At 70.1% G+C, this 26,895-nt stretch carries 25 protein-coding genes; 15 read left to right on the top strand and 10 right to left on the bottom strand.

Features of this window, described 5'->3' with window-relative positions:
- Positions 1-26: 26 nt before the first annotated feature.
- Together ABEU20_RS16180 and ABEU20_RS16175 are read left to right on the top strand one after the other, a co-directional pair.
- The gene (locus ABEU20_RS16180) at positions 27-4,574 is read left to right on the top strand and encodes an ATP-dependent helicase (RefSeq protein WP_420165568.1); all 4,548 of its coding nucleotides are present in this window, start codon (positions 27-29) and stop codon (positions 4,572-4,574) included.
- A 4-nt stretch (positions 4,575-4,578) separates the two neighbouring features.
- Positions 4,579-5,376, top strand: coding sequence for a DNA-formamidopyrimidine glycosylase family protein (locus ABEU20_RS16175; protein ID WP_420165401.1), 798 nt, complete (start codon positions 4,579-4,581; stop codon positions 5,374-5,376).
- On the opposite strand, the gene ABEU20_RS16170 is transcribed toward ABEU20_RS16175, so the two are convergent.
- Positions 5,349-5,966, bottom strand: coding sequence for a TetR/AcrR family transcriptional regulator (locus ABEU20_RS16170; RefSeq protein ID WP_420165567.1), 618 nt, complete (start codon positions 5,964-5,966; stop codon positions 5,349-5,351). The genes ABEU20_RS16175 and ABEU20_RS16170 overlap by 28 nt on opposite strands.
- Positions 5,967-6,049: 83 nt before the next feature.
- Between ABEU20_RS16170 and ABEU20_RS16165 the strand changes: the two genes are divergently transcribed.
- Positions 6,050-6,988 carry an oxygenase MpaB family protein gene (locus tag ABEU20_RS16165; RefSeq protein ID WP_420165400.1) on the top strand — a complete coding sequence of 313 codons (939 nt, stop codon included), beginning with the start codon at positions 6,050-6,052 and terminating at the stop codon, positions 6,986-6,988.
- 19 nt (positions 6,989-7,007) lie between these two features.
- Entirely contained in the window at positions 7,008-7,547 is a 540-nt protein-coding gene (locus ABEU20_RS16160; protein WP_420165399.1) for a hypothetical protein, read from the top strand.
- Here the strand turns inward: ABEU20_RS16160 and ABEU20_RS16155 are convergent.
- A complete protein-coding gene (locus ABEU20_RS16155; protein WP_420165398.1) occupies positions 7,525-9,279 on the bottom strand; it encodes a glycerol-3-phosphate dehydrogenase/oxidase in 1,755 nt (584 codons plus the stop codon). The two genes, ABEU20_RS16160 and ABEU20_RS16155, sit on opposite strands and share 23 nt — an antisense overlap.
- Before the next feature lie 75 nt (positions 9,280-9,354).
- Here ABEU20_RS16155 and glpK point away from each other — a divergent pair, with 75 nt between their 5' ends.
- On the top strand, positions 9,355-10,869 hold the full coding sequence (gene glpK / locus ABEU20_RS16150; RefSeq protein WP_420165397.1) for a glycerol kinase GlpK: 1,515 nt from the start codon (positions 9,355-9,357) through the stop codon (positions 10,867-10,869).
- On the opposite strand, the gene ABEU20_RS16145 is transcribed toward glpK, so the two are convergent.
- The 3 genes from ABEU20_RS16145 to ABEU20_RS16135 all read right to left on the bottom strand — a co-directional run bounded on the left by ABEU20_RS16145 (position 10,833) and on the right by ABEU20_RS16135 (position 14,328).
- The gene (locus tag ABEU20_RS16145; RefSeq protein ID WP_420165396.1) at positions 10,833-11,411 is read right to left on the bottom strand and encodes a type II toxin-antitoxin system prevent-host-death family antitoxin; all 579 of its coding nucleotides are present in this window, start codon (positions 11,409-11,411) and stop codon (positions 10,833-10,835) included. The two genes, glpK and ABEU20_RS16145, sit on opposite strands and share 37 nt — an antisense overlap.
- A 134-nt stretch (positions 11,412-11,545) precedes the next feature.
- Positions 11,546-12,757, bottom strand: coding sequence for an aminotransferase-like domain-containing protein (locus tag ABEU20_RS16140; RefSeq protein ID WP_420165395.1), 1,212 nt, complete (start codon positions 12,755-12,757; stop codon positions 11,546-11,548).
- A gap of 167 nt (positions 12,758-12,924) precedes the next feature.
- Positions 12,925-14,328 carry an NAD(P)H-quinone dehydrogenase gene (locus tag ABEU20_RS16135; RefSeq protein ID WP_420165394.1) on the bottom strand — a complete coding sequence of 468 codons (1,404 nt, stop codon included), beginning with the start codon at positions 14,326-14,328 and terminating at the stop codon, positions 12,925-12,927.
- Between the two features lie 178 nt (positions 14,329-14,506).
- Between ABEU20_RS16135 and ABEU20_RS16130 the strand changes: the two genes are divergently transcribed.
- Positions 14,507-14,977 (top strand): gamma-glutamylcyclotransferase, encoded by a 471-nt coding sequence (locus ABEU20_RS16130; RefSeq protein WP_420165393.1) that lies wholly within the window; start codon positions 14,507-14,509, stop codon positions 14,975-14,977.
- A gap of 7 nt (positions 14,978-14,984) precedes the next feature.
- Here ABEU20_RS16130 and ABEU20_RS16125 read toward each other — a convergent pair whose 3' ends face one another.
- The 3 genes from ABEU20_RS16125 to ABEU20_RS16115 are packed head-to-tail and all read right to left on the bottom strand — an operon-like array spanning position 14,985 to position 18,038.
- Positions 14,985-16,136 (bottom strand): M20 family metallopeptidase, encoded by a 1,152-nt coding sequence (locus ABEU20_RS16125; RefSeq protein WP_420165392.1) that lies wholly within the window; start codon positions 16,134-16,136, stop codon positions 14,985-14,987.
- Positions 16,133-17,281: a M20 family metallopeptidase gene (locus ABEU20_RS16120; RefSeq protein WP_420165391.1), complete on the bottom strand. Its 1,149-nt coding sequence runs from the start codon at positions 17,279-17,281 to the stop codon at positions 16,133-16,135. Before ABEU20_RS16120 ends, ABEU20_RS16125 begins: the two co-directional genes overlap by 4 nt.
- A 58-nt stretch (positions 17,282-17,339) precedes the next feature.
- Positions 17,340-18,038, bottom strand: coding sequence for an enoyl-CoA hydratase/isomerase family protein (locus tag ABEU20_RS16115; protein WP_420165390.1), 699 nt, complete (start codon positions 18,036-18,038; stop codon positions 17,340-17,342).
- A gap of 54 nt (positions 18,039-18,092) precedes the next feature.
- Here ABEU20_RS16115 and ABEU20_RS16110 point away from each other — a divergent pair, with 54 nt between their 5' ends.
- From ABEU20_RS16110 to ABEU20_RS16095, 4 genes are all read left to right on the top strand, one after another.
- Positions 18,093-18,878, top strand: coding sequence for a purine-nucleoside phosphorylase (locus ABEU20_RS16110; RefSeq protein WP_420165389.1), 786 nt, complete (start codon positions 18,093-18,095; stop codon positions 18,876-18,878).
- On the top strand, positions 18,875-20,371 hold the full coding sequence (locus ABEU20_RS16105) for a phospho-sugar mutase (protein WP_420165388.1): 1,497 nt from the start codon (positions 18,875-18,877) through the stop codon (positions 20,369-20,371). The genes ABEU20_RS16110 and ABEU20_RS16105 overlap by 4 nt, the downstream gene beginning before the upstream one ends.
- Before the next feature lie 48 nt (positions 20,372-20,419).
- Complete coding sequence (locus ABEU20_RS16100; RefSeq protein WP_420165387.1) at positions 20,420-21,046, top strand: PepSY domain-containing protein; 627 nt, start codon at positions 20,420-20,422, stop codon at positions 21,044-21,046.
- Positions 21,047-21,136: 90 nt separating this feature from the next.
- Complete coding sequence (locus ABEU20_RS16095; RefSeq protein ID WP_420165386.1) at positions 21,137-21,562, top strand: PepSY domain-containing protein; 426 nt, start codon at positions 21,137-21,139, stop codon at positions 21,560-21,562.
- Here the strand turns inward: ABEU20_RS16095 and upp are convergent.
- The gene (gene upp, locus ABEU20_RS16090; protein WP_420165385.1) at positions 21,559-22,182 is read right to left on the bottom strand and encodes a uracil phosphoribosyltransferase; all 624 of its coding nucleotides are present in this window, start codon (positions 22,180-22,182) and stop codon (positions 21,559-21,561) included. The two genes, ABEU20_RS16095 and upp, sit on opposite strands and share 4 nt — an antisense overlap.
- Before the next feature lie 109 nt (positions 22,183-22,291).
- Here upp and ABEU20_RS16085 point away from each other — a divergent pair, with 109 nt between their 5' ends.
- The 5 genes from ABEU20_RS16085 to ABEU20_RS16065 are packed head-to-tail and all read left to right on the top strand — an operon-like array spanning position 22,292 to position 25,713.
- Positions 22,292-22,612, top strand: coding sequence for a type VII secretion target (locus ABEU20_RS16085; RefSeq protein ID WP_420165384.1), 321 nt, complete (start codon positions 22,292-22,294; stop codon positions 22,610-22,612).
- Complete coding sequence (locus ABEU20_RS16080; protein ID WP_420165383.1) at positions 22,609-23,757, top strand: C40 family peptidase; 1,149 nt, start codon at positions 22,609-22,611, stop codon at positions 23,755-23,757. The genes ABEU20_RS16085 and ABEU20_RS16080 overlap by 4 nt, the downstream gene beginning before the upstream one ends.
- Positions 23,758-23,783: 26 nt before the next feature.
- A complete protein-coding gene (locus tag ABEU20_RS16075; RefSeq protein WP_420165382.1) occupies positions 23,784-24,128 on the top strand; it encodes a hypothetical protein in 345 nt (114 codons plus the stop codon).
- Positions 24,125-24,430 carry a YbaB/EbfC family nucleoid-associated protein gene (locus ABEU20_RS16070; RefSeq protein ID WP_420165381.1) on the top strand — a complete coding sequence of 102 codons (306 nt, stop codon included), beginning with the start codon at positions 24,125-24,127 and terminating at the stop codon, positions 24,428-24,430. Before ABEU20_RS16075 ends, ABEU20_RS16070 begins: the two co-directional genes overlap by 4 nt.
- Positions 24,431-24,477: 47 nt before the next feature.
- Complete coding sequence (locus ABEU20_RS16065) at positions 24,478-25,713, top strand: primosomal protein (protein WP_420165380.1); 1,236 nt, start codon at positions 24,478-24,480, stop codon at positions 25,711-25,713.
- 20 nt (positions 25,714-25,733) lie between these two features.
- Here the strand turns inward: ABEU20_RS16065 and ABEU20_RS16060 are convergent, their stop codons facing one another.
- Positions 25,734-26,822 (bottom strand): adenosine deaminase, encoded by a 1,089-nt coding sequence (locus tag ABEU20_RS16060; protein WP_420165379.1) that lies wholly within the window; start codon positions 26,820-26,822, stop codon positions 25,734-25,736.
- Positions 26,823-26,895 lie beyond the last annotated feature (73 nt).

Genomic DNA, 26,895 nt, shown 5'->3' with positions numbered 1-26,895 from the left:
CGGTACCTGCAGGCAAGATGGACCGCATGGACGCCGTCCTCGACCGTTTCTCAGCGCCCACCCGGGAGTGGTTCGACGGCGCCTTCGATGCGCCGACGGCCGCGCAGCTGGGTGCGTGGGACTCGATCGCGAGCGGCGCGCACACGCTGGTCGTCGCACCCACCGGGTCCGGTAAGACGCTGTCGGCGTTCCTGTGGGCGCTCGATCGGCTGGCCACACCGACCGTGACCGGCGGGGCCGGTGACACCGACGAGAAGCGCACGACGAAGGTGCTCTACATCTCGCCGCTCAAGGCGTTGGGCGTCGATGTCGAACGCAACCTGCGGGCCCCGCTGGTCGGTATCACCCAGACCGCGAAACGCCTGGGATTCGAGCCGCCGGAGATCCGGGTCGGCGTCCGCTCGGGCGACACCCCCACCGGCGAGCGTCGCAAGATGATCAAGACGCCGCCCGACATCCTCATCACGACGCCCGAGTCGCTGTTCCTGATGCTGACGTCGTCGGCACGGGAAACCCTCACCGGGGTGGAGACGGTGATCGTCGACGAGGTCCACGCCGTCGCCGGCACCAAACGCGGCGCGCACCTGGCCCTGTCGCTCGAACGCCTCGACATGCTGCGGGAGCGGCCGGTGCAGCGCATCGGGCTGTCGGCCACGGTGCGACCGCACGAGGAAGTGGGCCGGTACCTCGCCGGCGCCGCACCGATCCGCATCGTCGCCCCGCCCGCCGCGAAGACGTTCGATCTCACGGTGCGGGTGCCCGTCGAGGACATGACCGAACTCGGTGTCGCCGAGCCGGACCCGGAATCGATGTCCCCCACGCCGCAGGCCGGCTCGATCTGGCCGCACGTCGAGGAGCAGATCGTGGATCTGATCCTCGAGCACCGCTCGTCGATCGTGTTCGCCAACTCGCGCCGGCTCGCGGAGAAGCTCACCGCCCGGCTCAACGAGATCTACGCCGAACGACTCGGCGGCACCGTCGAGAAGCAGGGCAAGCCGCCGGCGCAGATCGGCGCGCCCACCGAGGTCAACTACGGCGCCGACCCCCTGCTGGCACGTGCTCACCACGGCTCGGTCAGCAAGGACCAGCGCGCGATCATCGAGGACGACCTCAAATCCGGACGCCTGCGATGCGTCGTCGCGACCAGCAGCCTCGAGCTCGGAATCGACATGGGCGCAGTCGATCTCGTCGTCCAGGTGGAGGCGCCACCGTCGGTCGCGAGTGGACTGCAGCGCGTCGGCCGCGCCGGACACCAGGTCGGCGAGATCTCCCGCGGTGTGCTGTTCCCCAAACACCGCACCGACCTCATCCACTGCGCCGTCACGGTCGAGCGCATGACGAACGGCAAGATCGAGGCGCTCGAGATCCCCGCCAACCCGCTCGACATCCTCGCGCAGCAGACCGTCGCGGCCACCGCGCTCGAACCGCTCGACGTGGAGCAGTGGTTCGACGTCGTCCGGCGCAGCGGATCCTTCGCGACGCTGCCGCGCTCGGCCTACGAGTCGACGCTCGACCTCCTCGCCGGCCGCTACCCGTCCGACGAGTTCGCCGAACTGCGCCCCCGCCTGGTGTGGGACCGCGACGGCGGCACCCTCACCGGCCGTCCCGGTTCGCAGCGCCTGGCCGTCACCTCGGGTGGCGCCATCCCCGACCGCGGCCTGTTCGCCGTCTACATGGTGGGCGAGCGGCAGTCCCGGGTCGGCGAACTCGACGAGGAGATGGTCTACGAGTCCCGAGTGGGAGACGTGTTCGCGCTCGGCGCCACCAGTTGGCGGATCGAGGAGATCACCTTCGACCGAGTCCTCGTCAGTCCCGCGTACGGCCTGCCCGGACGGCTGCCGTTCTGGCACGGCGACGGATTGGGCCGCCCCGCCGAACTCGGTGAGGCCCTCGGCGGCTTCCTTCGCGAACTGTCCTCGAGCACCCCGGACGAGGTGACGGCCCGTCTGGTCGCCGCCGGCCTCGACACCAACGCCACCACCAACCTCGCCGCTCTGGTCGAGGACCAGCAGCAGGCCACCGGCCGAGTGCCCACCGACCGCACCCTCGTCGTCGAACGGTTCCGCGACGAACTCGGCGACTGGCGCCTGGTGCTGCACTCGCCGTACGGGCTGCGGGTGCACGCGCCCTGGGCGCTCGCGATCGGCGCGCGCCTGCGGGAACGGTTCGGGGTGGACGCCGCCCCCACCGCCTCCGACGACGGCATCATCGTCCGTCTGCCGGACACCGATGACACTCCGCCCGGCGCGGAACTGTTCGCGTTCGAGCGGGACGAGATCGAGGACATCGTCACCGACGAGGTGGGCGGCTCGGCGCTGTTCGCGTCGCGGTTCCGTGAATGCGCCGCACGCGCACTGCTGTTGCCGCGGCGCACGCCCGGCAAGCGGGCCCCGCTGTGGCAGCAGCGGCAGCGATCCGCGCAACTACTCGATGTGGCGCGCAAGTTCCCGACGTTCCCGATCCTGCTCGAGACGGTGCGCGAATGCCTGCAGGACGTCTACGACCTGCCCGCCCTGCGGGACCTGTTCGGCCGCATCGCCCGTCGGCAGATCCGGATGGTCGAGGTCGAGACCGCGACTCCGTCACCGTTCGCGAGCGCGCTGCTGTTCGACTACGTGGGCGCGTTCATGTACGAGGGCGACAGCCCGCTCGCCGAACGTCGCGCCGCCGCACTGTCACTCGATTCCACGCTGCTCGCGGAACTGCTCGGCCGCGTGGAGTTGCGCGAGCTGCTCGACGCCGATGTCATCGCGAAGGCCGAACGGGAGCTGCAACGGCTGGTCCCCGAGCGCCACGCGCGGGACGTGGAGGGCATGGCCGACCTGCTGCGGCTGCTCGGCCCGCTCACCACGGAGGAGGCCACCGAACGCTCCACAGCCGACCCGGCGCCGTGGCTCGACGAACTCGTCGCGCACCGTCGCGCTCTGCACGTCTCGTTCGCCGGACGCCAGTGGTGGACGCCGATCGAGGACGCGGCCCGGCTGCGCGACGGTCTCGGTGTGCCGCTGCCGATCGGGACCCCGGCGGCGTTCATCGAACCCGTCGACGATCCACTCGGCGACCTGCTCGGCCGCTACGCGCGCACCCACGGGCCGTTCACTCTGTCCGAGGCCGCGGAGCGCTTCGGAATCGGATCCGCCGTCGCCCGCGACGTGCTGGCGCGCCTGGCGAACGAGAAAAGGGTCGTCGAGGGCGAGTTCCGGCCCGGGGCCTCCGGTAGCGAATGGTGTGACGCCGAGGTGCTCCGGCGGCTGCGCCGACGCTCGCTCGCGGCGGCGCGGGAGGAGGTGGAACCGGTCAGCACCGCGACGCTGGGCCGGTTCCTGCCGAGCTGGCAGCATGTCGGCGGCTCGCTGCGCGGCCTCGACGGCGTCGTGACGGTCGTGGAACAGCTTGCGGGCGTTCCGATTCCCGCGTCAGCGCTCGAGTCGCTCGTTCTGGGCTCGCGGGTGCGCGACTACTCCCCCGCGATGCTCGACGAGCTCACCGCCACCGGCGAGGTGCTGTGGTCCGGCGCCGGGCAGATCTCCGGCAAGGACGGCTGGGTGAGCCTGCATCTGACGGAGTCGTCGCCGCTGACGCTCGCGGCTCCGGCCGACATCGAGCTCACCGACGTGCACCGCGCCGTCCTCGACACCCTCGCCGGCGGCGGGGCGTACTTCTTCCGGCAGCTGTCCGACACCGTGCAGTCCACCGACGACACCGCACTCACCGCCGCGCTGTGGGACCTGGTGTGGGCCGGGTACATCGGGAACGACACCCTGGCCCCGCTACGTGCGCTGCTGTCGGACACCTCGCGCGCCACCCCCAGCCACCGCACCCCGCGCCGGGCGCCCCGCGCGCACGCCTACCGCCGACTCGGGCGTCCCACGATGCCGACCCGCAGCGGTCCGCCCACCGCGGGTGGACGCTGGTCACTGCTGCCCGAGCCGGAAACCGACCCGACGCTACGCGCCCACGCGACCGCGGATCTTCTGCTCGAGCGGTACGGCGTGGTCACGCGCGGTTCGGTGGTCGCCGAGGAGGTGCCCGGCGGGTTCGCCTCGATGTACAAGGTGCTCACCGGTTTCGAGGACGGCGGCCGCTGCCGACGCGGCTACTTCGTCGACACCCTCGGTGGCGCGCAGTTCTCCACGCCCGACGTGGTCGATCGCCTGCGCACCCACAGCGACTCGATCGAGGGCCGGCACGCGGCGGCACCCGCTGTGACGCTCGCCGCGTCCGACCCCGCCAACCCGTACGGCGCCGCACTGCCGTGGCCGCCGTCGATGGCCGGTGACGACGCACCCAAGCATCGCCCGGGCCGCAAGGCCGGTGGCCTGGTGTCGCTCGTCGACGGCGAGCTGGTGCTGTTCGTCGAGCGCGGCGGACGGACCGTCCTCACGTTCACCGACGACATCGGCGTCCTGCGCACGGCCGCCGAGTCCCTCGCCGCCACCGTCAAACGGGGCGGGATCGACAAGGTGGTCGTCGAAAAGGTGAACGGGACGACGATCCACGGCAACGACTTCGCGCCACTGCTCACCGAGGTCGGATTCTCGGCGACGCCGCGCGGCTTCCGACTGCGGGCGTGACGCGATGCCCGAGGGTGACACCGTGTGGCAGGCCGCGCGCCGCCTCGATGCTGCGCTCACCGGCCACATCCTGACCGAGTGCGACATCCGGGTGCCCCGCTACGCGACCGTCGATCTGTCCGGCGAGACCGTCGATTCGGTCGTGTCCCGGGGCAAGCACCTGCTGACGCGTATCGGCGAGTACACGATCCACACGCACCTGAAGATGGAGGGATCCTGGCAGGTGTATCCGAGGGGAGCCCGATGGCGGCGGCCCGCGCACCAGGCTCGCATCGTTCTGGGTACCGCAGACACCGTCGCCGTGGGCTTCTCCCTCGGAATCACCGAGGTGGTCGATCGCAGCGACGAGGAGAGCGTCGTCGGGCATCTCGGACCGGACCTGCTCGGCCGGGACTGGGACGCAGCGGTCGCGACCTCGAATCTCGTTGCGGCAGGGACCCGTCCGATCGGCGAGGCGCTGTTGGACCAGCGCATCATGGCGGGCATCGGCAACGTCTACCGCAACGAGATCTGTTTCCTGCGCGGCATCGATCCGCGCACCCCTACCGACCACGTGCCGAACCCGTCCAAGATGGTCGACCTCGCGCACCGACTGCTGAACGCCAACCGGGACCGTCCCGTTCGCGTCACCACGGGTGATCGGCGCCCCGGACGGCGGGACTGGGTCTACGGGCGGGGCGGCAAACCGTGCCTGCGCTGCGGCACCCTGATCGTCGCCGGCGAGTTCGGCGAGGAACCCGGTCGGGAACGTTCGATCTTCTACTGCCCGAACTGTCAGCCTCTGCTCCGCCCGGACGGCTGACCGGCCGATTCCAGCAACCCGACACAGTGCGCGACGAACCGCTCGCGCGGCGCGGTGATCGTGCCGTCGAGGTAGCCGATGAACAGGCTCGTGAGCGCGCCGACCAACCCGACCGCGGTCATCTGCCGCTCGTCGGGATCCGGGAGCCGCGAGAGTTGCTCGTGCACCAGCAGGACGAACGCCGGGGCGAGTTCGAGTCCCTGCCCGCCCAGCGCGGGTTCCGTCAACGGCGCGAGCAGCAGCACGCGCCCGCGGGCCGGGTCGTCGACCATCAACTCCACGAACGCCGACACCGCCGCTACCGCTCGATCCCGCGGAGATCCGGACGAGGCGACGGCGTCGACGAGCGCGTCACGCGCCTGCCGGCCCACGTCCTCGTAGACCGCGCGCACGTATTCGTCCCGGTCGGTGAAGCTCTCGTAGAAGTACCGCTCGGTGAGCGCTGCGGCCCGGCAGACCGCCCGGACGCTCACGGCCGCGCCTCCCTCCGCACCGAGCAGGCCCACGCCCGCCGCCAACAGTGCCTCGCGGCGCGCGGCACGGCGTTCCGCGATGCCGGTGCCCGCCCAGGTCCGCCGCTCCGTACCCAACAATCCTCCAGACCTTGACCGTCTTCCGCCCCGATCCTAATCTGACAACAGGCGTAGTCAATTTCTTCCGGAAGGCAGCTTGCATGACTCGATCGGACAGTCCCGCACCGATCCCCCTCGGCCCGGGTTCGCTCACGTGGCGATACTTCGGCGACTGGCGGGGCATGTTGCAGGGACCGTGGGCGGGGTCGATGCAGAACATGCACCCGGGCCTGGGCGCCGGTGTCGAGCAGCACTCCCGCTTCTTCGAGGAACGCTGGGAGCGCCTGCTCCGGTCGCTGTACCCCATCGGCGGAGTCGTGTTCGACGGCGATCGTGCGCGGACGACGGCCGAGGAGGTCCGCGACTACCACCGGAACATCAAAGGGATCGACGCACAGGGGCGGCGGTATCACGCGCTCGATCCCGACACCTTCTACTGGGCGCACGCCACGTTCTTCATGGGCACGATCGTCACCGCCGAGAACTTCATGGGCGGGATCACCGAGGACGAGAAGCGGCAGCTGTTCACCGAACACGTCCAGTGGTACCGGCTCTACGGGATGAGCATGCGGCCGGTGCCCCGGACGTGGGAGGACTTCCAGGAGTACTGGGATCACATGTGCCGCAACGTCCTTGAGGACAACAAGGCGACCCGCGACGTCCTCGACCTGTCGGATCTCGGCCGGCCTCCCTTCATGACGTGGATGCCCGAACCGCTGTGGCGCATCGCCCGCATCCCGGTGTCGAAGGGCTTCGTGTGGCTCACCGTCGGCCTGTACGACCAGCCCGTGCGGGATCTTCTGGGCTACCGGTGGGGACCGATGGACGCGGCCGTGCACCGCGTGGTGGGACGCGTCGTGAACGCGGTGTTCCACCTGGTCCCCGAGCGTCGGCGCAAGCACCCGCGGGCTCGGGGCGGCCTCGACCGGGTGAGCGGGCGCAGTGCCGTCGACGCCCCGCTGGTCCACACCCCGGCCCGCAACCTGCCGCCGCTCGCGCACCGCAACGATCCGAGTCACTACGCGCCACCCGTGGGCTGATTGTGCGACGCTCTGTCGCATGGAATCGGATCTCCGCTCGCTGCTGCACCGACCGCTTCTCAGCCGGTCGGTGCCGCTGGACAAGGACAACGCCGCCAGCCGCATCAGCGCCTACGTGTACGGCAACATCCTGATCCTGGCCGCGTTGATCCCGGAGACGATCTCCCGCAGTGATTCCCGCACCATCGCCGTCGTCGCGGGCACCGCGCTCTCCACCTTCATCGCGCACGCCTTCGCCGAAGGGGTCGGGAAGTCGGTGCGCTCCGGCCGGCAGCTGACCACGGCCGAACGTTTCTCCGAACTCCGCGACTCGGTGCCGGTCCTCAGCTCGGCGGTCGTGCCGATCGTCGTACTCGGCACCGCGTACTTCGGCTGGCTCGAACCGTTCACCGCGCAGGTCGTCGCCGAGGTCGCGATCCTGATCCGCATCGCGTCGATGGTCTTCGTCATCACCCGACTGCGCGGCGAGCGGCCGTCCGGCTACACACTGATCGCGGCGGCGGCACTCGCCGTCGTCGCCACCGCGATCGTCGTCCTCAAGGTCGTGCTGACCCACTAGGCGCCGTGCCGGGCACCGGCTCGAGAATCTCCGCCCGCGCCTCGGGCGCCGCCACGCGCAACGCGTCCGCGGACAGGTCGTCCGGCTGCGCCTGCGACAGCACCTCGGCCTCGACGCGGGCGCGGTAGGTCTCGACCTCCCGGTCGATCGCGGCATCGTCCCAACCCAGGATCGGCGCGACCAGACGGGCCACCTGCTCGGCGCAGCTCACGCCGCGGTGCGGGTACTCGATCGAGATCCGGGTGCGGCGGGCGAGAATGTCCTCGAGGTGCAGGGCTCCCTCCGCCGCGACGGCGTACACGGCCTCCGCCTGCAGGTAGTCGGGCGCGTCGGTGATCGGCTGCAACAGTTCCGGCGACTCCTTGCCCGGTGCGAGCACCTCGTCGATCAGCGAACCGTAGCGGCCGAGCAGGTGCTTGATCCGGTACGGGTGCAATCCGTAGAGCTGCCCGAGGTGCACGGCCTGGTTCACGAGCGCGAAGTAACCGTCCGCGCCCACCAGCGGAACCTTCTCGGTGATCGACGACGCCACCGCGGCCGGAAGATCCTCGGCCGCCAGGTCGACGGCGTCCTTCCCCATCACCCGGTAGGTGGTGTACTTGCCGCCGGCGATCGCGATCAGCCCCGGCGCCACGCGCGCGACGGCATGCTCACGCGAGAGCTTCGACGTCTCGTCGCTCTCCCCCGCCAGCAGCGGACGCAGGCCCGCGTAGACGCCGTCGATGTCGTCGTGGGTGAGCGGAGTCACCAGCACCTTGTTGACGTGGCCGAGGATGTAGTCGATGTCGGCCTCGGTCGCCGCCGGGTGGGCGAGGTCGAGGTTCCAGTCGGTGTCGGTGGTGCCGATGATCCAGTGGTTGCCCCACGGGATCACGAACAGGACGGACTTCTCGGTGCGCAGGATGATCGCGGAGTCGCTGACGATCCGGTCGCGTGGCACGACGATGTGCACACCCTTCGACGCCCGCACCCGGAATCGGCCGCGCTGGCGGGAGAGCGCCTGGATCTCGTCGGTCCACACACCCGTCGCGTTGATGACGACGTGTCCCTTGACCTCGGTCGTGGCGCCGTTCTCCGAATCCCGCACGCGCACACCGGACACCCGGTCCGCTTCGCGCAGGAAGCCGACCACCTGGGTGGACGTGCGGACCACCGCGCCGTAGTGCGCCGCGGTGCGCGCGACCGTCATCGTGTGCCGGGCGTCGTCGACGACGGTGTCGTAGTAGCGGATTCCGCCGATCAGCGCGCCCCGCTTGAGTCCCGGTGCCATGCGCAGCGCACCGGCCCGCGTCAGATGCTTCTGCGCCGGAACGGACTTCGCGCCACCCATCCGGTCGTACAGCATGAACCCGGCCGCCATGTACGGGCGCTCCCACCCGCGATGAGTCAGGGGGAACAGGAACTTCAACGGTTTGACGAGGTGCGGCGCGAGCGTCGACATCGACAACTCCCGCTCGTGCAGGGCCTCGGCGACGAGCCCGAACTCGAGCTGCTCGAGGTAGCGCAAGCCCCCGTGGAACATCTTCGACGATCGGGACGAGGTACCCGACGCGAAGTCCCGGGCCTCGACGAGCGCGACCTTCAGTCCGCGGGTCGCGGCATCGAGGGCCGCGCCCACACCGACTACGCCGCCACCGATCACCACCACGTCGAACTGCTCGGATCCCAACTGCTCCCAGGCCTGCTCCCGCTGCTGCGGACCCAAGAACTGCACACCAGGCTGCTTGTCCAACTCGGTCTCCCGTGGTTGTCGGCGAATCTGGTCCCAGGCTAGTAGCTTCGTGGCCAGACTGCCCGAGAGACGAGGATGACCGTGACCCAGTACATCGCCGCGATCGACCAGGGGACGACCTCGAGTCGGTGCATGATCTTCGATCACGACGGTCGGGTCGTCGGCGTCGCGCAGAAGGAACACGAGCAGATATTTCCGGAACCGGGCTGGGTGGAGCACGATCCCGAGGAGATCTGGAGCAACACGCGCGAGATGGTCGGTTCGGTGCTGGCCAAGACCGATCTCACCGCCAAGGACATCGTTGCGGTCGGCATCACCAACCAGCGTGAGACCGCCGTCGTGTGGGATCGCGGGACCGGCAAGCCCGTCTACAACGCGATCGTCTGGCAGGACACCCGCACCGACAGCCTGTGCGACGAACTCGCGGGCGACGAGGGGCGCGGCCGCTTCCGCGAGACCACCGGACTACCGCTGTCCACGTACTTCTCGGGGCCGAAGGTGCGGTGGATCCTCGACAACGTGGACGGAGCACGCGAACGCGCCGAAGCGGGCGAACTCGCGTTCGGCACGATCGACTCGTGGATCATCTGGAACCTCACCGGTGGTCTGCACGTCACCGACGTCACCAACGCGTCGCGCACCCTGCTGATGGACCTCGAGACGCTCGACTGGGACCACGACATCTGCGAGGCGATGGGCATCCCGGTCTCGATGTTGCCCGAGATCCGCAGTTCGTCCGAGGTGTACGGCGACCTGGCGCTGCCCGGGATCTCCGCGGGCATCCCCATCGCCGGCATCCTCGGCGACCAGCAGGCCGCGACGTTCGGTCAGGCCTGCCTGTCGGAGGGCGAGGCCAAGAACACGTACGGCACCGGCAACTTCCTGCTGCTCAACACCGGTACCGAGAAGGTCCACAGCGAGCACGGACTGCTCACCACCGTCTGCTACAAGCTCGGCGACAAGCCCGCCGTGTACGCGCTCGAGGGGTCGGTGGCGGTCACCGGTTCGCTCGTCCAGTGGCTGCGCGACAACCTCGGGATCATCCAGTCCGCCAAGGACATCGAACCGCTCGCGCAGTCGGTCGACGACAACGGCGGCGCGTACTTCGTGCCGGCGTTCTCGGGTCTGTTCGCACCGCGGTGGCGGCCCGACGCGCGCGGCGTCATCGCCGGACTCACCCGATACGTCAACAAGGGTCACCTGGCGCGCGCCGCGCTCGAGGCCACCGCCTACCAGACCCGCGAGGTCATCGAGGCCATGCGCGCCGACTCGGGCGTCGAACTGACGACGCTCAAGGTCGACGGCGGCATGGTGGTCAACGAGACACTCATGCAGTTCCAGTCGGACATCTTGGGTGTCCCCGTCACCCGTCCGGTGGTGAACGAGACCACAGCGTTGGGCGCGGCCTACGCCGCCGGGCTGGCCGTCGGCTTCTGGGAGAGCGAGGACGACGTCCGCAACAACTGGGCCGCGGACAAGACCTGGGAGCCGCAGATGGACGAGGCCGAACGCGATCGCCTCTACGCCGGCTGGAACAAGGCCGTCGAGCGCACCTACGGCTGGACCGACGAGGACAGCGCCTCCACGTAGGCCTTCCACGCCTCGAGTCGCTCGCGCCAGTAGTCCGCACCCGGACCGTACCCCACCTGTGTTGCGCGAATCAGAACCTCGGAGTCGTCCACGACGAAGTCGATCCGCACCTCGGTCGGTGACTGGGCCGTTTCGGCCGCGGATCCCCACCTCATTACGATGGTCTCACCGTCGACACAGTCCACGACCCTGCCTCTGCGCTCGCCCCAGGAGATGAGGGCATCGCCACCGACTTCCGCATCGACGACGAGATCCACCCACCATCCGGCGCGTTCGCGGTACCGCGCGATCGCGTTCCACACCTCGCGTAGCGAACCGGCGACCGCGACGGTTTCGTCCACCGTCTGACATTCGGGCCCCACCGGATCACCCGCGACGGGCGCGAACGCCTCGAGACTTCTCAGGTCGTCGAGCGAAACGAGCGCCGCGGCCGGCGCACCGTGCGGGGTGATCGTGATCCGCTCGCCGCGGTATCCCACCCGGCACACCAGCTCCCGCAGCTGCGCCCGCGCCACCCCGAACGGAACCTCCGATGTCGTCATTGCACGGATGCTAGGCGCGCGGTCCGACAGCCCGGCCGGGCGGAAGCACCGAGGTCGGAGCGCAGAAGATCGATCACCGCAAAAGCCATTCGGTACAGATCACGAGAGTTTGTACAAAACTCTTCAGGCGCCGATCACAGTTCCGAGCGATGCGCCGAGTGCGCGGCCCGCAGCCGGTCGACGCCCTCGGCCAGGACTGCGCCGTCGTAGGTCGCGAAACACAGCCGGGCCGCATGCGGGTGGGCGCTCGCGACGCCGAACGCCCCACCGGGCACGAACGCCACGTCGTGGCCGACGGCGGTGTCGAGCAGTCGCGCGGTGTCGGTACCGTCGGTGAACTCGATCCAGCAGAACATGCCGCCGTGCACCGTGGCATGCGAGATGCGTTCCCCGAAAGCGGTTTCCAGCGACGAGACGAGCACCCGCGCGCGCCCGGCGTAGGCCGCGCGGACGGTGGCGAGATGCCCGTCCAGCCACGCGTCGTCGCCGAGAAGTTCGGCGGCGATCTGCTGTGTGAGCGACGAACCGCACAGGTCCGCACCCTGCTTGAGCAGTTCGACGGCCTCACACACCCGGCGGTCGCCGTGTAGCCAGCCGATCCGCAGGGCCGGGGCGAGCGTCTTGGACCCGCTCGACAGCCGGATCACCCGATCGGAGTGGGCGGCGACGGGAGCCGGCGCGGGCGCGTCGAACCACAGTTCGCCGTACGGATCGTCCTCGATGATCCAGAATCCGTACTCGTCCGCGAGCGCCGCGAGGTGCACCCGCCGCTCCGCCGACAGCACCACCCCCCGCGGATTGTGGAAGTTGCTCACCGTGTGGACGAGCGTGGGCCGCAACCCCTCCCGCAGAGCCTGCTCGAGTGCGGCGGTATCCATGCCGTCCGCGTCGAGCGCGACGGGCACCAGCGCGGCCTGCGCGGTGCGGAACACCTGCAACGCACCGGTGTAGCCGGGTTCTTCGACGACGACGGTGTCCCCCGGATCGAGGAGCACCTGCGCGAGCAGGCTCAGCGCCTGCTGCGAACCGTGGGTGACGACGACCTCGGAGGGATCGATCGTCCGGCCCACCTTCACGCTCTCCCGGGCCGCGACGATCTCGCGCAGCGGCGCCCAACCGGACGTCTCGCCGTACTGGACCGAGCGCGGATCGGCGAGCGCGCGGTGCGCGGCCTCGGTGATCCGTTCCCGCGGAACGAGTTCGGTGGCGGGCAGGCCGCCGGCGAGGCTGATCACCTCGGGGCGGGCGGTGAGGGTGAGCAGGTCCCGGATGGCGGAACTGCGCAACCCTTCCATCCGCGAGGACAGGCGCGGGGACGCTTCGAGCGAGGGCGAATCGAATGACATACGACGACTCCGTGGTCGATGAAGGACGAAGGCAGGAACACCCAGGTCGTCCCGGATCCACGGGGCGGAGAGCGATGCGAGGGGTCGATGGTTCTCGACCCCTCGCATCATGTCACAGTCGAACCACAATGTGGAAATAGAATCTCACATTGCGGGACTAGGGCGCGTCAGTCCAGATCGTCGTGCCGCATCAGCTGACGCGAGGCCTCGGTGATGGAACCCGACAGCGACGGGTACACCGAGAACGTCTGCGCCAGGTCGTTGACGGTGAGGTTGTTCTGCACCGCGATCGCGATGGGCAGGATGAGCTCCGACGCGGTCGCCGCCACGACGACACCGCCGATGACGACACCGGTGGCCGGACGGCAGAAGATCTTCACGAAACCTCGGCGCAGACCGGACATCTTGGCGCGCGGGTTGGTATTCAGCGGCAACATGACCGTGCGCGCCGGCACCTCGCCGTTGTCGATCGCGGCCTGGCTCACGCCGACGTTCGCGATCTCGGGACGCGTGAACACCGCGGAGGCGACGGTCTTGAGCTTGATCGGGCTGACGCCCTCGCCGAGCGCGTGGTACATCGCGATGCGACCCTGCATCGCGGCCACCGAGGCCAGCGGCAGCAAGCCCGTGCAGTCGCCGGCCGCGTAGATGCCGGAGACCGCGGTCCGCGAGACCCGGTCCACGCGCAGGTAACCACCCTTGTCGAGCTCGATACCGGCCTTCTCGAGACCCAGGCCCTCGGTGTTCGGCGTCGAGCCGACCGCCATCAGCGCGTGGCTGCCGTGCACGGTACGTCCGTCCGCGAGCTTGACGACGACGCCGTCCTCGGTGCGCTCGACCGCATCGGCACGCGCGTGCTTGACGAGGGTCACGCCGCGCTCGGCGAGCACGTCCTCGAGCACCAGGGCCGCGTCGGCGTCCTCGTGGGGCATGACGCGGTCACGGCTCGACACGAGCGTGACCTTGACGCCCATCTCGGTGTAGGCCGACACGAACTCGGCACCCGTGACACCGGAACCGACGACCACCAGGTGCGACGGCAGTTCGTCGAGGTCGTAGAGGTGGCGCCACGTCAGGATGCGCTCCCCGTCCGGCACGGCGCCCGGCAGCACGCGCGGGCTGGCGCCCGTGGCGACGAGGACGACGTCGGCTTCGAGGACCTTCTCCTCGCCGGTGGTGAGCGTTGCCCGCACCTGGTGTGCGGCCATGCCGACCTGAGAGTCGATCAGCTCGGCGGTACCGGACAGGAGCTGGACGCCGACGCTCTGGAGGCGGGCGCGGATATCGGAGGACTGGACCTGGGCGAGGTTCTTGACGCGGGAATTGATCTGCGGCAGCGAGATCGTCGCGTTCGCAGGATCGAGGGAAATGCCCAGGTCGGTGGCACGGCGCATGTCGGTGCGGATGCCGGTGGAGGCGATGAAGGTCTTCGACGGGACACAGTCGAACAGCACGCACGCGCCACCGATGCCGTCCGAATCGATCAAGGACACCGAGGCGCCGTGCTGGGCCGCCACCAGGGCGGCCTCGTATCCGGCAGGTCCGCCACCGATGATCACGATCCGGGTCATTCGTCCTCCAAGCTTGCCTCGACGGCCGGGATCTCCAGCCAGGCCCGGGTACAACGCTATTCCAGTGACCGGGAACACGCAGGCAAGGGCCCCCTCCCATGCGCCGAACATGTCGGATCCCGCGCCGGACGGTTCTCCCGCTTCCCCAGTTCCGAGCGGACGGATTAGGCTTGCCGCCGTGCCGATCTACGCCGCCTACGGGTCCAACATGCATCCGGAACAGATGCTCGAGCGCTGCCCACACTCCCCGATGGCGGGCACCGGGTGGCTCCGCGGCTGGCGGCTCACGTTCAGCGGCGGCGACATCGGGTGGGAGGGCGCACTCGCGACCGTCGTCGAGGACCAGGACGATCCGGACGCCGGCGTCTTCGTCGTCCTCTACGACGTTCCCACCGAGGACGAGGAGCGCCTGGACCGCTGGGAGGGCTCCGAACTCGGCATCCACCGCAAGATCCGGCTCCGCGTCGACACCGCCGACGGCCCCGTCCTGGCCTGGCTGTACGTGCTCGACGCCTACGAGGGCGGCCTGCCCTCGGCCCGCTACCTCGGTGTGATGGCCGAAGCCGCGGAGATCGCCGGCGCCCCGGCCGACTACGTCCGGAGCCTGCGCACCCGCAACAGCCGCAACGTCGGGCCCGGCACGCCCTAGCCCGCGTTCAGGACTGCAACACCAGATTGGTCAGCACCCGGACGCCCGTGACCAGCGCCCGCTCGTCCAGATCGAACGTGGGCTGGTGGATGTCCAGCTGCGGGCCGTGCCCGGACCACACCCCGAGCCTCGCCATCGCGCCGGGCGCCTCCTCGAGGTACCAGGAGAAGTCCTCGCCGCCGCCCGACTGCGGGGTGTCGGCGAGCGCGTCCGGCCCGATCGCACGCACCGCGTCCTCGAACATCCGAGCCGAGACCTCGTCGTTGACGACCGGGGGCACCCCACGGCGATAGTTGAGTTCGTAGCGCACCCCGGTGGGCGCGAGCAGTCCGTGCACGATCTCCCGGACGGTCGGCTCGAGCAGAGCCCAGGTGTCGTGGTCGCCGGTGCGGACGGTGCCGGTGAGGATGCCGCTGCGCGGGATGGCGTTGGGCGCCTGCCCGGCGCTCACCGCGCCCCACACCATCACCGTCCCGCTGCGCGGATCGATGCGGCGGCTGAGCATGCCCGGTAGTCCCGTGATGACCGTGCCGATCGCGTACACCAGGTCGGTCGTCAGGTGCGGACGCGACGTGTGCCCGCCGGGCGAGTCGAGGACGAGTTCGACGGTGTCGGCCGCCGACGTGATCGCGCCGACCCGCACCCCCACCTTGCCGGCCTCGAGCCGCGGATCGCAGTGCAGCGCGAAGATGCGCGAGACGCCCTGCATCCCCCCGGCGGCCACGACGTCGATCGCACCGCCCGGCATCACCTCTTCGGCCGGCTGGAAGATCAGCCGAACTCCGATAGGCAACTGCGGCATCGAGTTCAAGGCCAGAGCAGTTCCCAGCAGGATCGCGGTGTGCGCGTCGTGTCCGCACGCGTGCGACACACCGGGCACCGTCGACGAGTACGGTGCGCCCGTCGCCTCCTGCATCGGCAGGGCGTCCATGTCGCCGCGCAACCCGATGCGCATGCCACCGGGACCGATGTCGCAGATCACGCCGGTTCCGCCGGGCAGCAGCAACGGCGACATCCCGGCCGCGGACAGCTGGCTCGCCACGAACGCGGTGGTCGCGAATTCGTGCCGTGCCAGCTCCGGGTTGGCGTGGAAGTGTCGACGCCACCGCGACAGGTCCATCGTGTGCTCGGCGAGCCACTTCTCGACATCCTCGTTCACCGGCGTTCCACCCTCTCGAGCAGCCGCGCTCGCTGGTCCTCGTCGAGCGCGGCGCGAATCGTCGTGCGTGCCAGAGCGATCGCGCCGTCGAGCACGGCACGGTCGGCCGACTCGCCCACTGCGGCCGCCGCGAACTCCGGCTGGTGCGTCACGGCACCGCCGGAATCCAGACCGACCACCGGGTGGATCCCCGGCACCACGTGCGTGACGTTGCCCATGTCCGTACTCCCCAGCGGCCGAGAAGATTCCAGTTCGGCGGACAACGGAGTCCGTCCGAGGTCCACGATCTCGTCGCGGTACACGTCGGACAGCCACGGGTCCGGGCGTAGTTCGGTGTACGGCGGCGAGACCGTACGGATCTCGTGCGTACACCCGGTCGCGAGCGCTCCGGCCGCGAAGCATGCCTCGGCGCGGGCGGTCAGTTGCTCGAGTGAGTCCGCGGTCCGGGCGCGCAGGTAGTAGAGCATCTCCGCATGCGCGGGAACGATGTTGGGGGCCGCACCGCCGTCACTGACGATGCCGTGCAGTTGCTGGCCCGGCGACAGATGCTGTCGCAGCAGCGCGAGACCCACCTGCGCGACGGTGACGGCGTCGGCGGCGTTGCGCCCGAACTCCGGTGCGGCCGACGCGTGCGCCTCCCTGCCGGTGAACGTGATCGCGAGGTCGGCGAGCGCGAGCGACATGGCCCCGACGATGTCGAACGGCCCGGGATGCACCATCAACGCCGCGGCGACGTCGTCGAAGATGCCGCGCTCGAGCATGAGGATCTTGCCCCCACCGGTCTCCTCGGCCGGCGTACCGATCACGCGGACCGTGATGCCCAGCTCGTCCGCGACCGGCGCCAGCGCGAGGCCGGCGCCGACCGCGGACGCCGCAATGATGTTGTGGCCGCAGGCATGACCGATCTCGGGCAGCGCGTCGTACTCGGCGAGGATGCCGATCACCAGATCGCCGCTGCCGTAGCTCGCCTCGAACGCCGTAGGCAGGTCCGCGATCCCGGTGCGCACGTCGAAGCCGCGGCCGCGCAGGAACTCGACCAGTTTGGCGGCGCTGCGATGCTCCTCGAACGCCAGCTCCGGCTCGGCGTGAATGGAGTGCGACAGCGCGATCAGATCCGATCGCGCGGCCGACACCGTGTCCGACACTGCTGGGGATCCTGATCTCACAGACCCCAGTCTCTCATTCCTGCGCGCAGAGTCCCGATCAACCGAACTTGAAGTTGCTCTCGTCGGTCTTCGTGTCGAGGGCCTCGAGCGTCTCGCGATGGATGCCGCGCTTGATTCCGGCAAGGTTCGCACCGCGCGTGGAGACCAGTGCGGACGCCCGCGCGACGGCGGCACCGAGGACCAGATCGCCTTCGACCGCGTCGTCGACGATGCCCGCCGCGAGGGCATCGGCTCCGCCGTAGCGGCGGCCCGTCGTCATCGCCTCGACAGCCGTCTGCCGTGCCAGCCGGGACGTGAGCAGCGACGACATGCCCACCGTGAACGGCATGTTCAGGTTGACCTCGGGCAGGCAGTAGTAGCCCCGGTCGCTGCGCATCACCCGGAAGTCCTGCGCGACGGCCAGCATGGCGCCCGCGCCGAAGGCATGGCCCTGCACGGCGGCGATCGTCGCCATCGGGAAGGTGAGCAACCGGGAGAAGACCGTGTGCACGCGATCGAGGTAGCCGGGCAGCTTGTCCAGGTTGCCGAAGATCCAGTCGGTGTCGAGGCCGTTGGTGTAGAACTTGCCGGTTGCCGTGGTGACCAGCGCGGCGGGCCCCTCGTGCGCCTCGACCTCGTCCAGCAGCGCGTGCGTCGCGTCGATCCAGTCGGGGTGGAACCTATTCTCGTTGTCCGTCTCCCCCTCGTTGCCGAGGTACAGGACGAAGACGTCGCCTTGGCGATTCAGGTATGGCATGAGCGCGATACTACCCGCGAGTAACATCGCGTGTCGCCACTACTGTGTCCCTTCATGGACACCCTCGAGCAGCAGGCCGCCGACGCCCTCGCCGACCGCACCGGGATCGCGAAGCACCGCGCCGCGGTCGTCCTCGGATCGGGCTGGCAGGCCGCCGCCGACGCGCTGGGCGAACCGGTCGCCGCCGTGCCGATGGCCGACCTGCCCGGATTCGCCACACCGTCCGCCTCCGGACACGCCGGGACGGTACTGTCCGTCCGCGTCGGCGACACCCCCGTCCTGGTGCTGCTCGGCCGCGCGCACGCCTACGAGGGACACGACCTCTCGCGCGTCGTGCACCCGGTTCGCACCGCGATCGCGGCAGGCGCCGAGACCGTCGTCCTCACCAACGCCGCGGGCGGGATCCGCGAAGGAATGAGCGTCGGACAGCCCGTCCTCATCAGCGACCACCTCAACCTCACCGCGCGCTCCCCGCTGGCCGGCGCACAGTTCGTCAATCTGGTCGACGCCTACAGCCCCCGGCTGCGGGCGCTCGCCCGAGAGATCGACCCGACACTCGCCGAGGGCGTGTACGCCGGACTGCCCGGCCCGCACTACGAGACACCCGCCGAGATCCGGATGCTCCGGACGCTGGGCGCGGACCTGGTCGGGATGTCGACCGTGCACGAGACCATCGCGGCCCGCGCGCTCGGCGCGGAGGTCCTCGGCGTCTCCCTCGTGACGAACCTCGCCGCCGGCATCACCGGGCAGCCCCTCGACCACGCGGAGGTCCTCGCCGCGGGGCAGGCGTCGGCCGGGCGCATGGGCGGGCTGCTGCACGACCTGCTGGCGCGGTTGTGACCCTCCGTTTCGGGACCGCGGGCCTGCGCGGACCGGTCGGCGACGGGCCCGGCTGCATGAACGTGGGCGTCGTCGAGCGCACGACGGCGGGACTCGCGGCGTGGTTGCGCGACAGGTGCCTCGGCGGCGGCGTGGTGGTCGTCGGCCGCGACGCCCGGCACGGATCCGAGGACTTCGCGACCGCCGCCGCCGAGGTCCTCGCGGCCGAGGGTTTCGACGTCGTGCTGCTGCCGCGCCCGCTGCCCACTCCCGTCGTCGCGTTCGCGGTGCGCCGTCTCGGCGCGGTCGCCGGCGTGCAGATCACCGCGTCGCACAACCCGCCCGCCGACAACGGTTACAAGGTGTACGTGCACGGCGGGGCGCCGCTCGCCGCCCCGGCCGACCGGGAGATCGAGGAGGCGATCGGCCGCGTCGCCGGCATTCGGCGCGCTGCTGTCGCTCCGGTGGACGACACGCTCGTCGACAAGTACCTCGAGCGGGTCGCGTCGCTGCCGTTCGGCGACCGCCGCGGCGTCCGCATCGCACTCACTCCCCTGCACGGCGTCGGCGGCGACATCGCGGTCACAGCGCTGCGCGACGCCGGGTTCACCGATGTCCACACCGTCACAAAGCAATTCGCGCCCGACCCCGACTTCCCGACAGTGACGTTCCCGAACCCGGAGGAACCCGGGACCACCGACGAACTGCTCGCGGTCGCCGCAGCCGTCAGTGCCGATGTCGCGATCGCGCTCGATCCGGATGCCGACCGCTGCGCCGTCGGCGTTCCCGGTCCGGACGGCTGGCGCATGCTCACCGGCGACGAGACCGGTGCGCTGCTCGGCGACCGGATCCTCACGCACACGCCCGGGGACGCTCTCGTCGCGACGACGATCGTGTCGTCGACGCTGCTCGGGAGGATCGCCGACGTCCACGACGTCCGCTCGGCCCGAACGCTCACCGGGTTCAAGTGGCTCGTGCGCGCCGGCGAGGGCCTGGTGTACGCGTATGAAGAGGCCGTCGGGCACTGCGTCGACCCGGACGTCGTGCGGGACAAGGACGGCATCTCGGCAACCGTGCTGATCGCCGATCTCGTGGCCGATCTGGCGGCCGACGGGCGCACTCTGCTCGATGCGCTCGACGACCTCGCCGCACGGTTCGGCGTCCACGTCACCGGCCAGGTGTCGCGCCGGTTCGACGACCTCGCCGAGATCGGTGGTGCGATGGACCGGCTCCGCACCCACCCGCCGACCGAGATCGCCGGAATCGCCGTCGAGGCAACGGACCTCGCGTCGGTGCGCGGACCGCTCCGCACCGACGCTGTCATCCTCGCCGGCCCCGGACTCCACGTCACCGTTCGGCCGTCGGGCACCGAACCGAAGCTCAAGGCCTACTTCGAGGTGGTCGAACCGGTTCCGTCCGCCGCGGACCTCGCGGCGGCCCGTGTCGCCGCGCAGGCTCGGGCCGACGCCGTGCGAGCCCACCTTGCGAGTGGTAGCGGGCCCGGCACATCCTGAAGGTCGAGCACTCCCATCCGAAGGCGACCACGGAACGGAGAACGAGACATGTCTTATCGGAACGGCTCCCCCTCGCGAACCAGCGCCGCAGCACTCGCGGTCACGGGGGCCGCACTCGTCGCTCTGGCCGGTTGTGGCGGAAGCGACGACAGCACACAGGACGCCACCACGACCACGAGTACTGCCACCCCCACGAGCACGACAACTGCCACGAGCACCGGCACGGCCAATGCCGCGGCCCCGAGCACGCAGGCACTCGAACGAGCGGGCGCCACCGCCGTGGCCGCGGTTCCCGGGAGCGTCCTCGTCTCGATCGAAACCGAGCACGACGGCACGTGGGAGGCCCAGGTCGTCACACCCGACGGGGTGGAACACCACGTCGACGTCTCCTCCGAGGGTGCGACGGTCCTCGGGACGCCTCGGGTCGACGACGAGGACGAAGCCGACCGCGCGAAGCACCGCGATCGCGTGCAGGCGGCGACCCTCGACTTCGCCGCGGCCGCGGCCGCCATGCTCGCCGAGGCCCCGGGCGGAGCCGTCACCGAGCTCAACCTCGACACGGACAACGGCACCACGGTGTGGGAGGCCGACGTGCTCGACGGGTCCGGTACGAAGCACGAAGTGACGATCGACGCGGCCACCGGCACCGTCATCTCGAACACCACCGGACGCTGACCGCTCAGCGGAACTTCGAGCCCGGTCGCATCAAACTCTGATACAACCTTCTGGTCATCGAAGTTCGGCGATTCGAGAGGTTCGGGCGATATGAGAGTTTTCCGAGACAGTGCCACCTCCCGGGTGCGGGCGGCTGCCGTGCTCGGTGTCGCGCTCGTCGCCCTGGCCGGCTGCAGCAGCGACGACGGAAGCAGCGCGGCTACCACCACGTCCAGCGCTGCGGCGCCGAGCACCTCCGCGAAGTCCTCGGCGTCCTCCGGAGCCTCCGCGAACGCGACGACGTCTGCCCAGGGGGCTCCGAACCCGGGCACCGAGGAAGCGACACTCGACTACACCGCCGCCACCGGCGTCGTGCTCACGGAGGTCCCCGGCGGCCGGATCACCGATCTCCGGTTCGTGGTGGAGAAGGGCGGCACCTACGTGTGGGAAGCCGACGTGCTCGACGCATCCGGAGCTCAGCGTGCGGTGGACGTCGACGCAGTCTACGGCCGGATCCTGCAGAACGTGCCGCGCTAGCGCGGACCGAACTGCCGATCACCGGCGTCGCCGAGGCCCGGCACGATGAAGGCGTTCTCGTCGAGACGTTCGTCGACGGTGGCCGTGACCAGGCGCACCGGGTGGCCGGAGTTCGCGAGCGCCTCCACGCCCGGCGGGGCCGCGACCACGCATACCGCGGTGATGTCGGTGGCGCCACGCGCGACGAGCAGGTCGATCGTGTGCACCATCGAGCCGCCGGTCGCGAGCATCGGATCGAGCACGAAGACGGGCAGACCCGAGAGGTCGGCCGGCAGCGATTCGAGATAGGGCACCGGCTGGTGCGTCTCCTCGTCCCGGGCCATGCCGACGAACCCGACCCGTGACTGCGGAATCGTCAGGCTCGCCTGATCGACCATGCCGAGTCCCGCCCGCAGGACCGGAACCAGCAGCGGCGGCTGCGCCAGGCGGTAGCCCGTCGTCACCGCCACCGGCGTCGTGACGTCGAACTCCTCGACCTGAGCGTCGCGGGTGGCTTCGTAGATCAACATCTGGGTCAGTTCGCGCAGTGCGGAACGGAACGTGGGGCTGTCACTGCGCTCGTCCCGCATCGTCGTCAGAAGAGCAGCTGCCAGCGGATGGTCGACCACGTGCGTTTCCATGACTGCACAGAATAGTGGGCCGGTTCCCGCTCCCGAATTCGATGGGAACCGAACGGCTCCCCGCGACGTCCAACCCATCGACGGAATTCTTTTCGACGGGGGGAACCGCATGGGTGAGTTCTCGGCACAAACTGCTGGAATCGCGGCGTTCGGCGCCACGGCGGCCGCTCTGGCCGCACAGACAGAGGCTGCGGGGGTGTCTGCCGCCACGGCAGGTCCCGCGCTGCTCGGGCCGGTGTTCGGGATCGTCGGGGGCGATTTCGTGGCGGCGCTCGCAGCCGCGCAGTCCGTCCACGTCTCCGAGGTCGGCCGCCTCGCCGCCGCCTGGTCCGCCATGAGCGCGGCCGCCGCGAGCACCGCCGCCGCATACGACACCACGGACGCCGGAAGCGCCGACACGCTCACCGGCACGGGTGCGGGGTTGTCGTGATCGACGTTCTCGCGCGCCCCGTCGTCGACCTCCTCTCCGCCTTCGGCTCGGGCGCCCTTCCGGGCGCGTCCCCCGCCACATCGCTACGGGCGGCATCGGACGCCATCGACGCTGCCCATGCCCTCGGCCGGACCGGGATCAGCGAGCTGGGCGGGGTCTGGACCGGTGTCGCCGCCGACGCTGCGGTCGCCAAGGCCGAGACCACGCAGTCCGCGTCGGTCCAGCTGTCGGACCGCGGCCGCGAGATCGCGGTCGTCGTCGAGGCGGCGTCCGAATGTGTGCGGGCCGGGAACGCCGAACTCGCCGCGATCCTGCAGTCCTTCCTGTCGCTCGCCTCGTCCGCACTCCCCGCGCTGGCGACACCGGCCGGCCAGATGATGCTGATCGGCGCCGCGATCGAGCACCTCGGTCGCGCCCTGACCGTCGTCGAGCGGGTGCGCGCCGAGCTGGCCGTGCACACCGCGAAGGTCGTGGACCTCACCGCCCCGGACCCCGTACCCGCCGACGCCCGCACGGTCGCCGCGTCCGCCGGCGTGCCCGCAGGAATTCCGGCGCCGCCGCAGGCCGACGTCGCCGGTCGGGTGCTGTCGGCGCTCGCCGGTGCCCCCTCCGGGTCGTTCGGATCACTCGGCGACACCGCGACACCCGTCTCGTACGGATCCGGCTCCTACGGTTCCGGTTCCGCCGTGGCCTCCACCGAGAGCGGCAGCGCGGGAGGTTCGAGTTCGTACGATCCGCGCTTCGGTGGGGTCGGAGTCGAGATCGTGCTGCCCGACGGCAGCACCGCCGTCGCCCCCAACGAGGAGGCCGCCGACGCGGTGCGCAACGCCCTCACCCAGCAGGGCGTGCCGTACCAGTGGGGCGGCACGACGCCCGGACAGGGACTGGACTGCAGTGGCCTCACCCAGTGGGCCTACCGCGAGGCCGGGGTGGAGCTGCCCCGACTGGCCCAGGAGCAGAGCGTCGGTGTCCCGGTCACACAGGAGAACGTCATGCCCGGCGACCTCGCGGTGTGGGACGGCCACGTCGCGATGGTGATCGGCAACGGCCAGATGGTGGAAGCCGGCGACCCGGTGTCCGTCAGCGCGATCCGAACCAGCAACAGCGGCATGGGCTTCCACGGGTTCTACCGGCCCACGGAATGAGTGCCTCGTCCCACGATCGGAGTGACATGACAGAACCCTTCCCACCCCCACCGCCGTGCTCGGCGAGCGTCGCCAACCGCGCGCGCACCGTCGCGGTCCGTGCCACGGAGACGGGCCTGCCGCTCGACATCCGCATCGACCGCAACGAACTGCGCTACGGCGGCGAACGTCTGGCTGCCGAGATCCTGCGCCTGTGCCGGGAGGCGGGTCGAGAGGCCGGCGCCCGGCGACGCGAACAACTGAGCCGCGACGGTGTTCCCGGCGACGTGCTCGATCGGCTCGGGCTACCCACCCGCGAGCAGGTCGCTGCCGGCCAACGCGTCGACGACGAGAACCGGGCCGCCCCTGCGAGTTGGATGCGGCCGGCATGAGCGGACGCGACATGGACGCCCTCGTCGAGCGAGCGACGGCACGACTGGATCTCCTCGACGGTGCCCTGTCCGCGCTGCACGCCGTGCGGGCGGAGGCCGTGAGCGACGACGGCCGTGTGCGAGTCGAGGTCGACGGCAACGGCAGCCCGACCGGGTTGTGGCTCAGCGATTCCCTGCAGGACCTCGACGCCGCGGTGCTCGCCCGGGCCGTCACGCACACCGCGCACCTCGCCGCGGCCGCGGCGGCCGAGGAACGCAACCGGATCACGTCCGAGCTGTTCGACACGTTCGAGACGCGATGACTGTGTCCAGCTATATCTTTGCGCCGCGGCTGGCTAGGCTTCCGGCCATGGCTGGAGACATCGTCCCGATCGAACTCGGTCTCACCCGAGGCGACCTCGTCACACTGTGGGCCCCGAGCTGGCGCGAGGGCGACGACGAGTGGGAGGCGTTCCTCGGCCACGAGGAGGATCTGTACGGGTTCCCCACGGTCGCCGAGCTCGCCGCGTTCATCCGAACGAACCGCGACAACGACCTCGTCGACCACCCGGCCTGGGCGACCGTCTCCCGGCTCGCCGCACCCGAACTCGAGCCGGACGACACCCACGGGTTCGATCTGATCGGTGTCCCCGAGCTGGCGGCGAGCGATCCTGAGCCGGCGATCGTCGCCGAGCTTCGCAGCACCCTCGACATGGTGCGAAACCTGGGCGAGGTGTGCGAGCTCGAACCGGTCGTGAAGTTCTTCGCGAACCACTCCGAGCTGAACTATCTGCGCGGCGGCGTGGACGTGTTCGCCGGGCGCGAGGGCGAGGAGCTGTGGGACCGGATCGGGACCGCGGTCGCCAAGGACTGGGACGCGGTGATCGACGCCGTCGACTCGATCGTCTCCACCCCCGATGTCGATGCGGAGGCCCTCTCCGTCGCCGAGGCCGAGGTCCTCGCGGCGGAGGAGAACGTGGTCGACGCCGACGACGAGGCCGACGCGGACGAGGATCTGGACGAGTACGACACCGATTCCGCGGAGGACGAAGAGGAAGAGACGTTCTGGACCGAGGTGGGTATCGACCCGATCCAGATCATCACCTCCGAGACCACCTACTACTCGCTGCGCTGCTATCTCGACGATCACGCGGTGTTCCTGGGCCGCGGCGGAAAGATCTCGGTGTTCGGTTCGGAGCGCGCACTGGCCCGCTACCTCGCCGACAACCACGACCACGCGCTCGCACAGTTGAGCACGTACGAGCAGGTCCAGAACGCCGCGGTGGACGGTTCGCTCGACATCGAGGTCACCGACCAGAACGTCTACGTCCTTCCGGGGTTGGCCGACGACCTGGCGGACGGCCCGGACACCGTCGACGCCGACCAGCTCGAGCTGGCCGTCGAGCTGTTCACCGACGCGGCGGACTTCGCCAAGGACGACGCCACCGATGCCGCGCTCGCCGCGTCGACACCGCTCGGCTGGTACGTCTCGTACATCCTCGAGCCCGATCCCGGACGCATGACGCCGAGCCCGCCGTTCCAGGCCGAGGCCGAGTCGTGGCGCGCGCTGGAGAACGAGTTCGAGACGCGCCTGCGGCCCGAGTAGCCGGCAGTCGGTCGTGCTGATCAGCCGATCAGCACGGCGTAGCCGGGTTTGATCACCTCGTCGATCAGCGCCAACCGCTGGTCGAACGGGATGAACGCCGACTTCATCGCGTTGATGGTGAAGCGTTCGAGATCGCTCCAGCCGTACCCGAACGTGTTGACCAGCGCCAGCATCTCGCGGCTCATCGTGGTGTCGCTCATCAACCGGTTGTCGGTGTTGACGGTCACCCGGAACCGCAGCCGCGCGAGCAGGTCGAACGGGTGCTCCTCGAGGTTCGCGACCGCGCCGGTCTGCACGTTCGAACTGGGGCACAGCTCGAGCGGGATCCGCTTGTCGCGCACGTAGTTCGCGAGCAGTCCGAGGGTCATCTCACCATCGGGGCCGACCGTGATGTCGTCGGTGATGCGCACCCCGTGTCCCAGCCGGTCCGTGCCGCAGAACGCGATGGCCTCGTGGATCGACGGCAATCCGAACGCCTCGCCGGCGTGGATCGTGAAGTGGGCATTGCACGTGCGCATGTACTCGAAGGCGTCGAGGTGCCGACTCGGCGGATACCCGGCCTCCGCGCCGGCGATGTCGAAGCCGACGACGCCGCGATCGCGGAAGCGGACCGTCAGCTCTGCGATCTCGCGTGAGCGGGCTGCGTGCCGCATCGCGGTGAGCAGGCAGCCGATCCGGATCTCCCGTCCCTGCGCGCGGGCGCTCTCCTCTCCCTCCCGGAAACCGGCGAGAACGTGCTCGACGACCTCGTCGAGACTCAATCCGCTCTCGAGATGCTGCTCGGGCGCGAACCGCACCTCGGCGTAGACGACGCCGTCGGCGGCGAGATCCTCGGCGCATTCCCGTGCGACCCGGCGCAGACCGACCGGTGTCTGCATCACCGCGACGGTGTGTGCGAACGTCTCGAGGTAGAGCTCCAGCGAACCGCTGTCGGCGGCTTCCCGGAACCACGTGGCGAGTTCGTCGGCCGTCTCCGCGGGCAGTTCGGTGTAGCCGCATTCCGCGGCCAGTTCCGCGACGGTGCCCGGCCGCAGTCCACCGTCGAGGTGATCGTGCAGCAGCACCTTGGGCGCGCGGCGGAGATAGTCGAGATCCAACGGCGCTGTCATGGCTAGACGGTAGCCGCGGGACCTGTCGATCGCGTGGCATCCGCATGCCGAGTGTCGGAACGAGCTGTGGCCG

The organism is Rhodococcus parequi, assembly GCF_046042785.1.
Lineage (GTDB): Bacteria > Actinomycetota > Actinomycetes > Mycobacteriales > Mycobacteriaceae > Prescottella > Prescottella parequi.
Note: the sequence above shows the minus strand (reverse complement) of the source record. Positions and strands in the feature narration are given on the sequence as shown.

Bases quoted from the DNA above. Each gene is read 5' to 3' on its own strand.
- ABEU20_RS16070 (WP_420165381.1), top strand. From the start codon at position 24,125: ATGAGCGGACGCGACATGGACGCCCTCGTCGAGCGAGCGACGGCACGA.
- ABEU20_RS16135 (WP_420165394.1), bottom strand. From the start codon at position 14,328: ATGACCCGGATCGTGATCATCGGTGGCGGACCTGCCGGATACGAGGCC.
- ABEU20_RS16145 (WP_420165396.1), bottom strand. From the start codon at position 11,411: ATGACGACATCGGAGGTTCCGTTCGGGGTGGCGCGGGCGCAGCTGCGG.
- glpK (WP_420165397.1), top strand. From the start codon at position 9,355: ATGACCGTGACCCAGTACATCGCCGCGATCGACCAGGGGACGACCTCG.
- ABEU20_RS16060 (WP_420165379.1), bottom strand. From the start codon at position 26,822: ATGACAGCGCCGTTGGATCTCGACTATCTCCGCCGCGCGCCCAAGGTG.
- ABEU20_RS16075 (WP_420165382.1), top strand. From the start codon at position 23,784: ATGACAGAACCCTTCCCACCCCCACCGCCGTGCTCGGCGAGCGTCGCC.
- ABEU20_RS16085 (WP_420165384.1), top strand. From the start codon at position 22,292: ATGGGTGAGTTCTCGGCACAAACTGCTGGAATCGCGGCGTTCGGCGCC.
- ABEU20_RS16110 (WP_420165389.1), top strand. From the start codon at position 18,093: ATGGACACCCTCGAGCAGCAGGCCGCCGACGCCCTCGCCGACCGCACC.
- ABEU20_RS16100 (WP_420165387.1), top strand. From the start codon at position 20,420: ATGTCTTATCGGAACGGCTCCCCCTCGCGAACCAGCGCCGCAGCACTC.
- ABEU20_RS16175 (WP_420165401.1), top strand. From the start codon at position 4,579: ATGCCCGAGGGTGACACCGTGTGGCAGGCCGCGCGCCGCCTCGATGCT.
- ABEU20_RS16160 (WP_420165399.1), top strand. From the start codon at position 7,008: ATGGAATCGGATCTCCGCTCGCTGCTGCACCGACCGCTTCTCAGCCGG.
- ABEU20_RS16095 (WP_420165386.1), top strand. From the start codon at position 21,137: ATGAGAGTTTTCCGAGACAGTGCCACCTCCCGGGTGCGGGCGGCTGCC.
- ABEU20_RS16115 (WP_420165390.1), bottom strand. From the start codon at position 18,038: ATGCCATACCTGAATCGCCAAGGCGACGTCTTCGTCCTGTACCTCGGC.
- ABEU20_RS16165 (WP_420165400.1), top strand. From the start codon at position 6,050: ATGACTCGATCGGACAGTCCCGCACCGATCCCCCTCGGCCCGGGTTCG.
- upp (WP_420165385.1), bottom strand. From the start codon at position 22,182: ATGGAAACGCACGTGGTCGACCATCCGCTGGCAGCTGCTCTTCTGACG.
- ABEU20_RS16065 (WP_420165380.1), top strand. From the start codon at position 24,478: ATGGCTGGAGACATCGTCCCGATCGAACTCGGTCTCACCCGAGGCGAC.
- ABEU20_RS16180 (WP_420165568.1), top strand. From the start codon at position 27: ATGGACGCCGTCCTCGACCGTTTCTCAGCGCCCACCCGGGAGTGGTTC.
- ABEU20_RS16140 (WP_420165395.1), bottom strand. From the start codon at position 12,757: ATGTCATTCGATTCGCCCTCGCTCGAAGCGTCCCCGCGCCTGTCCTCG.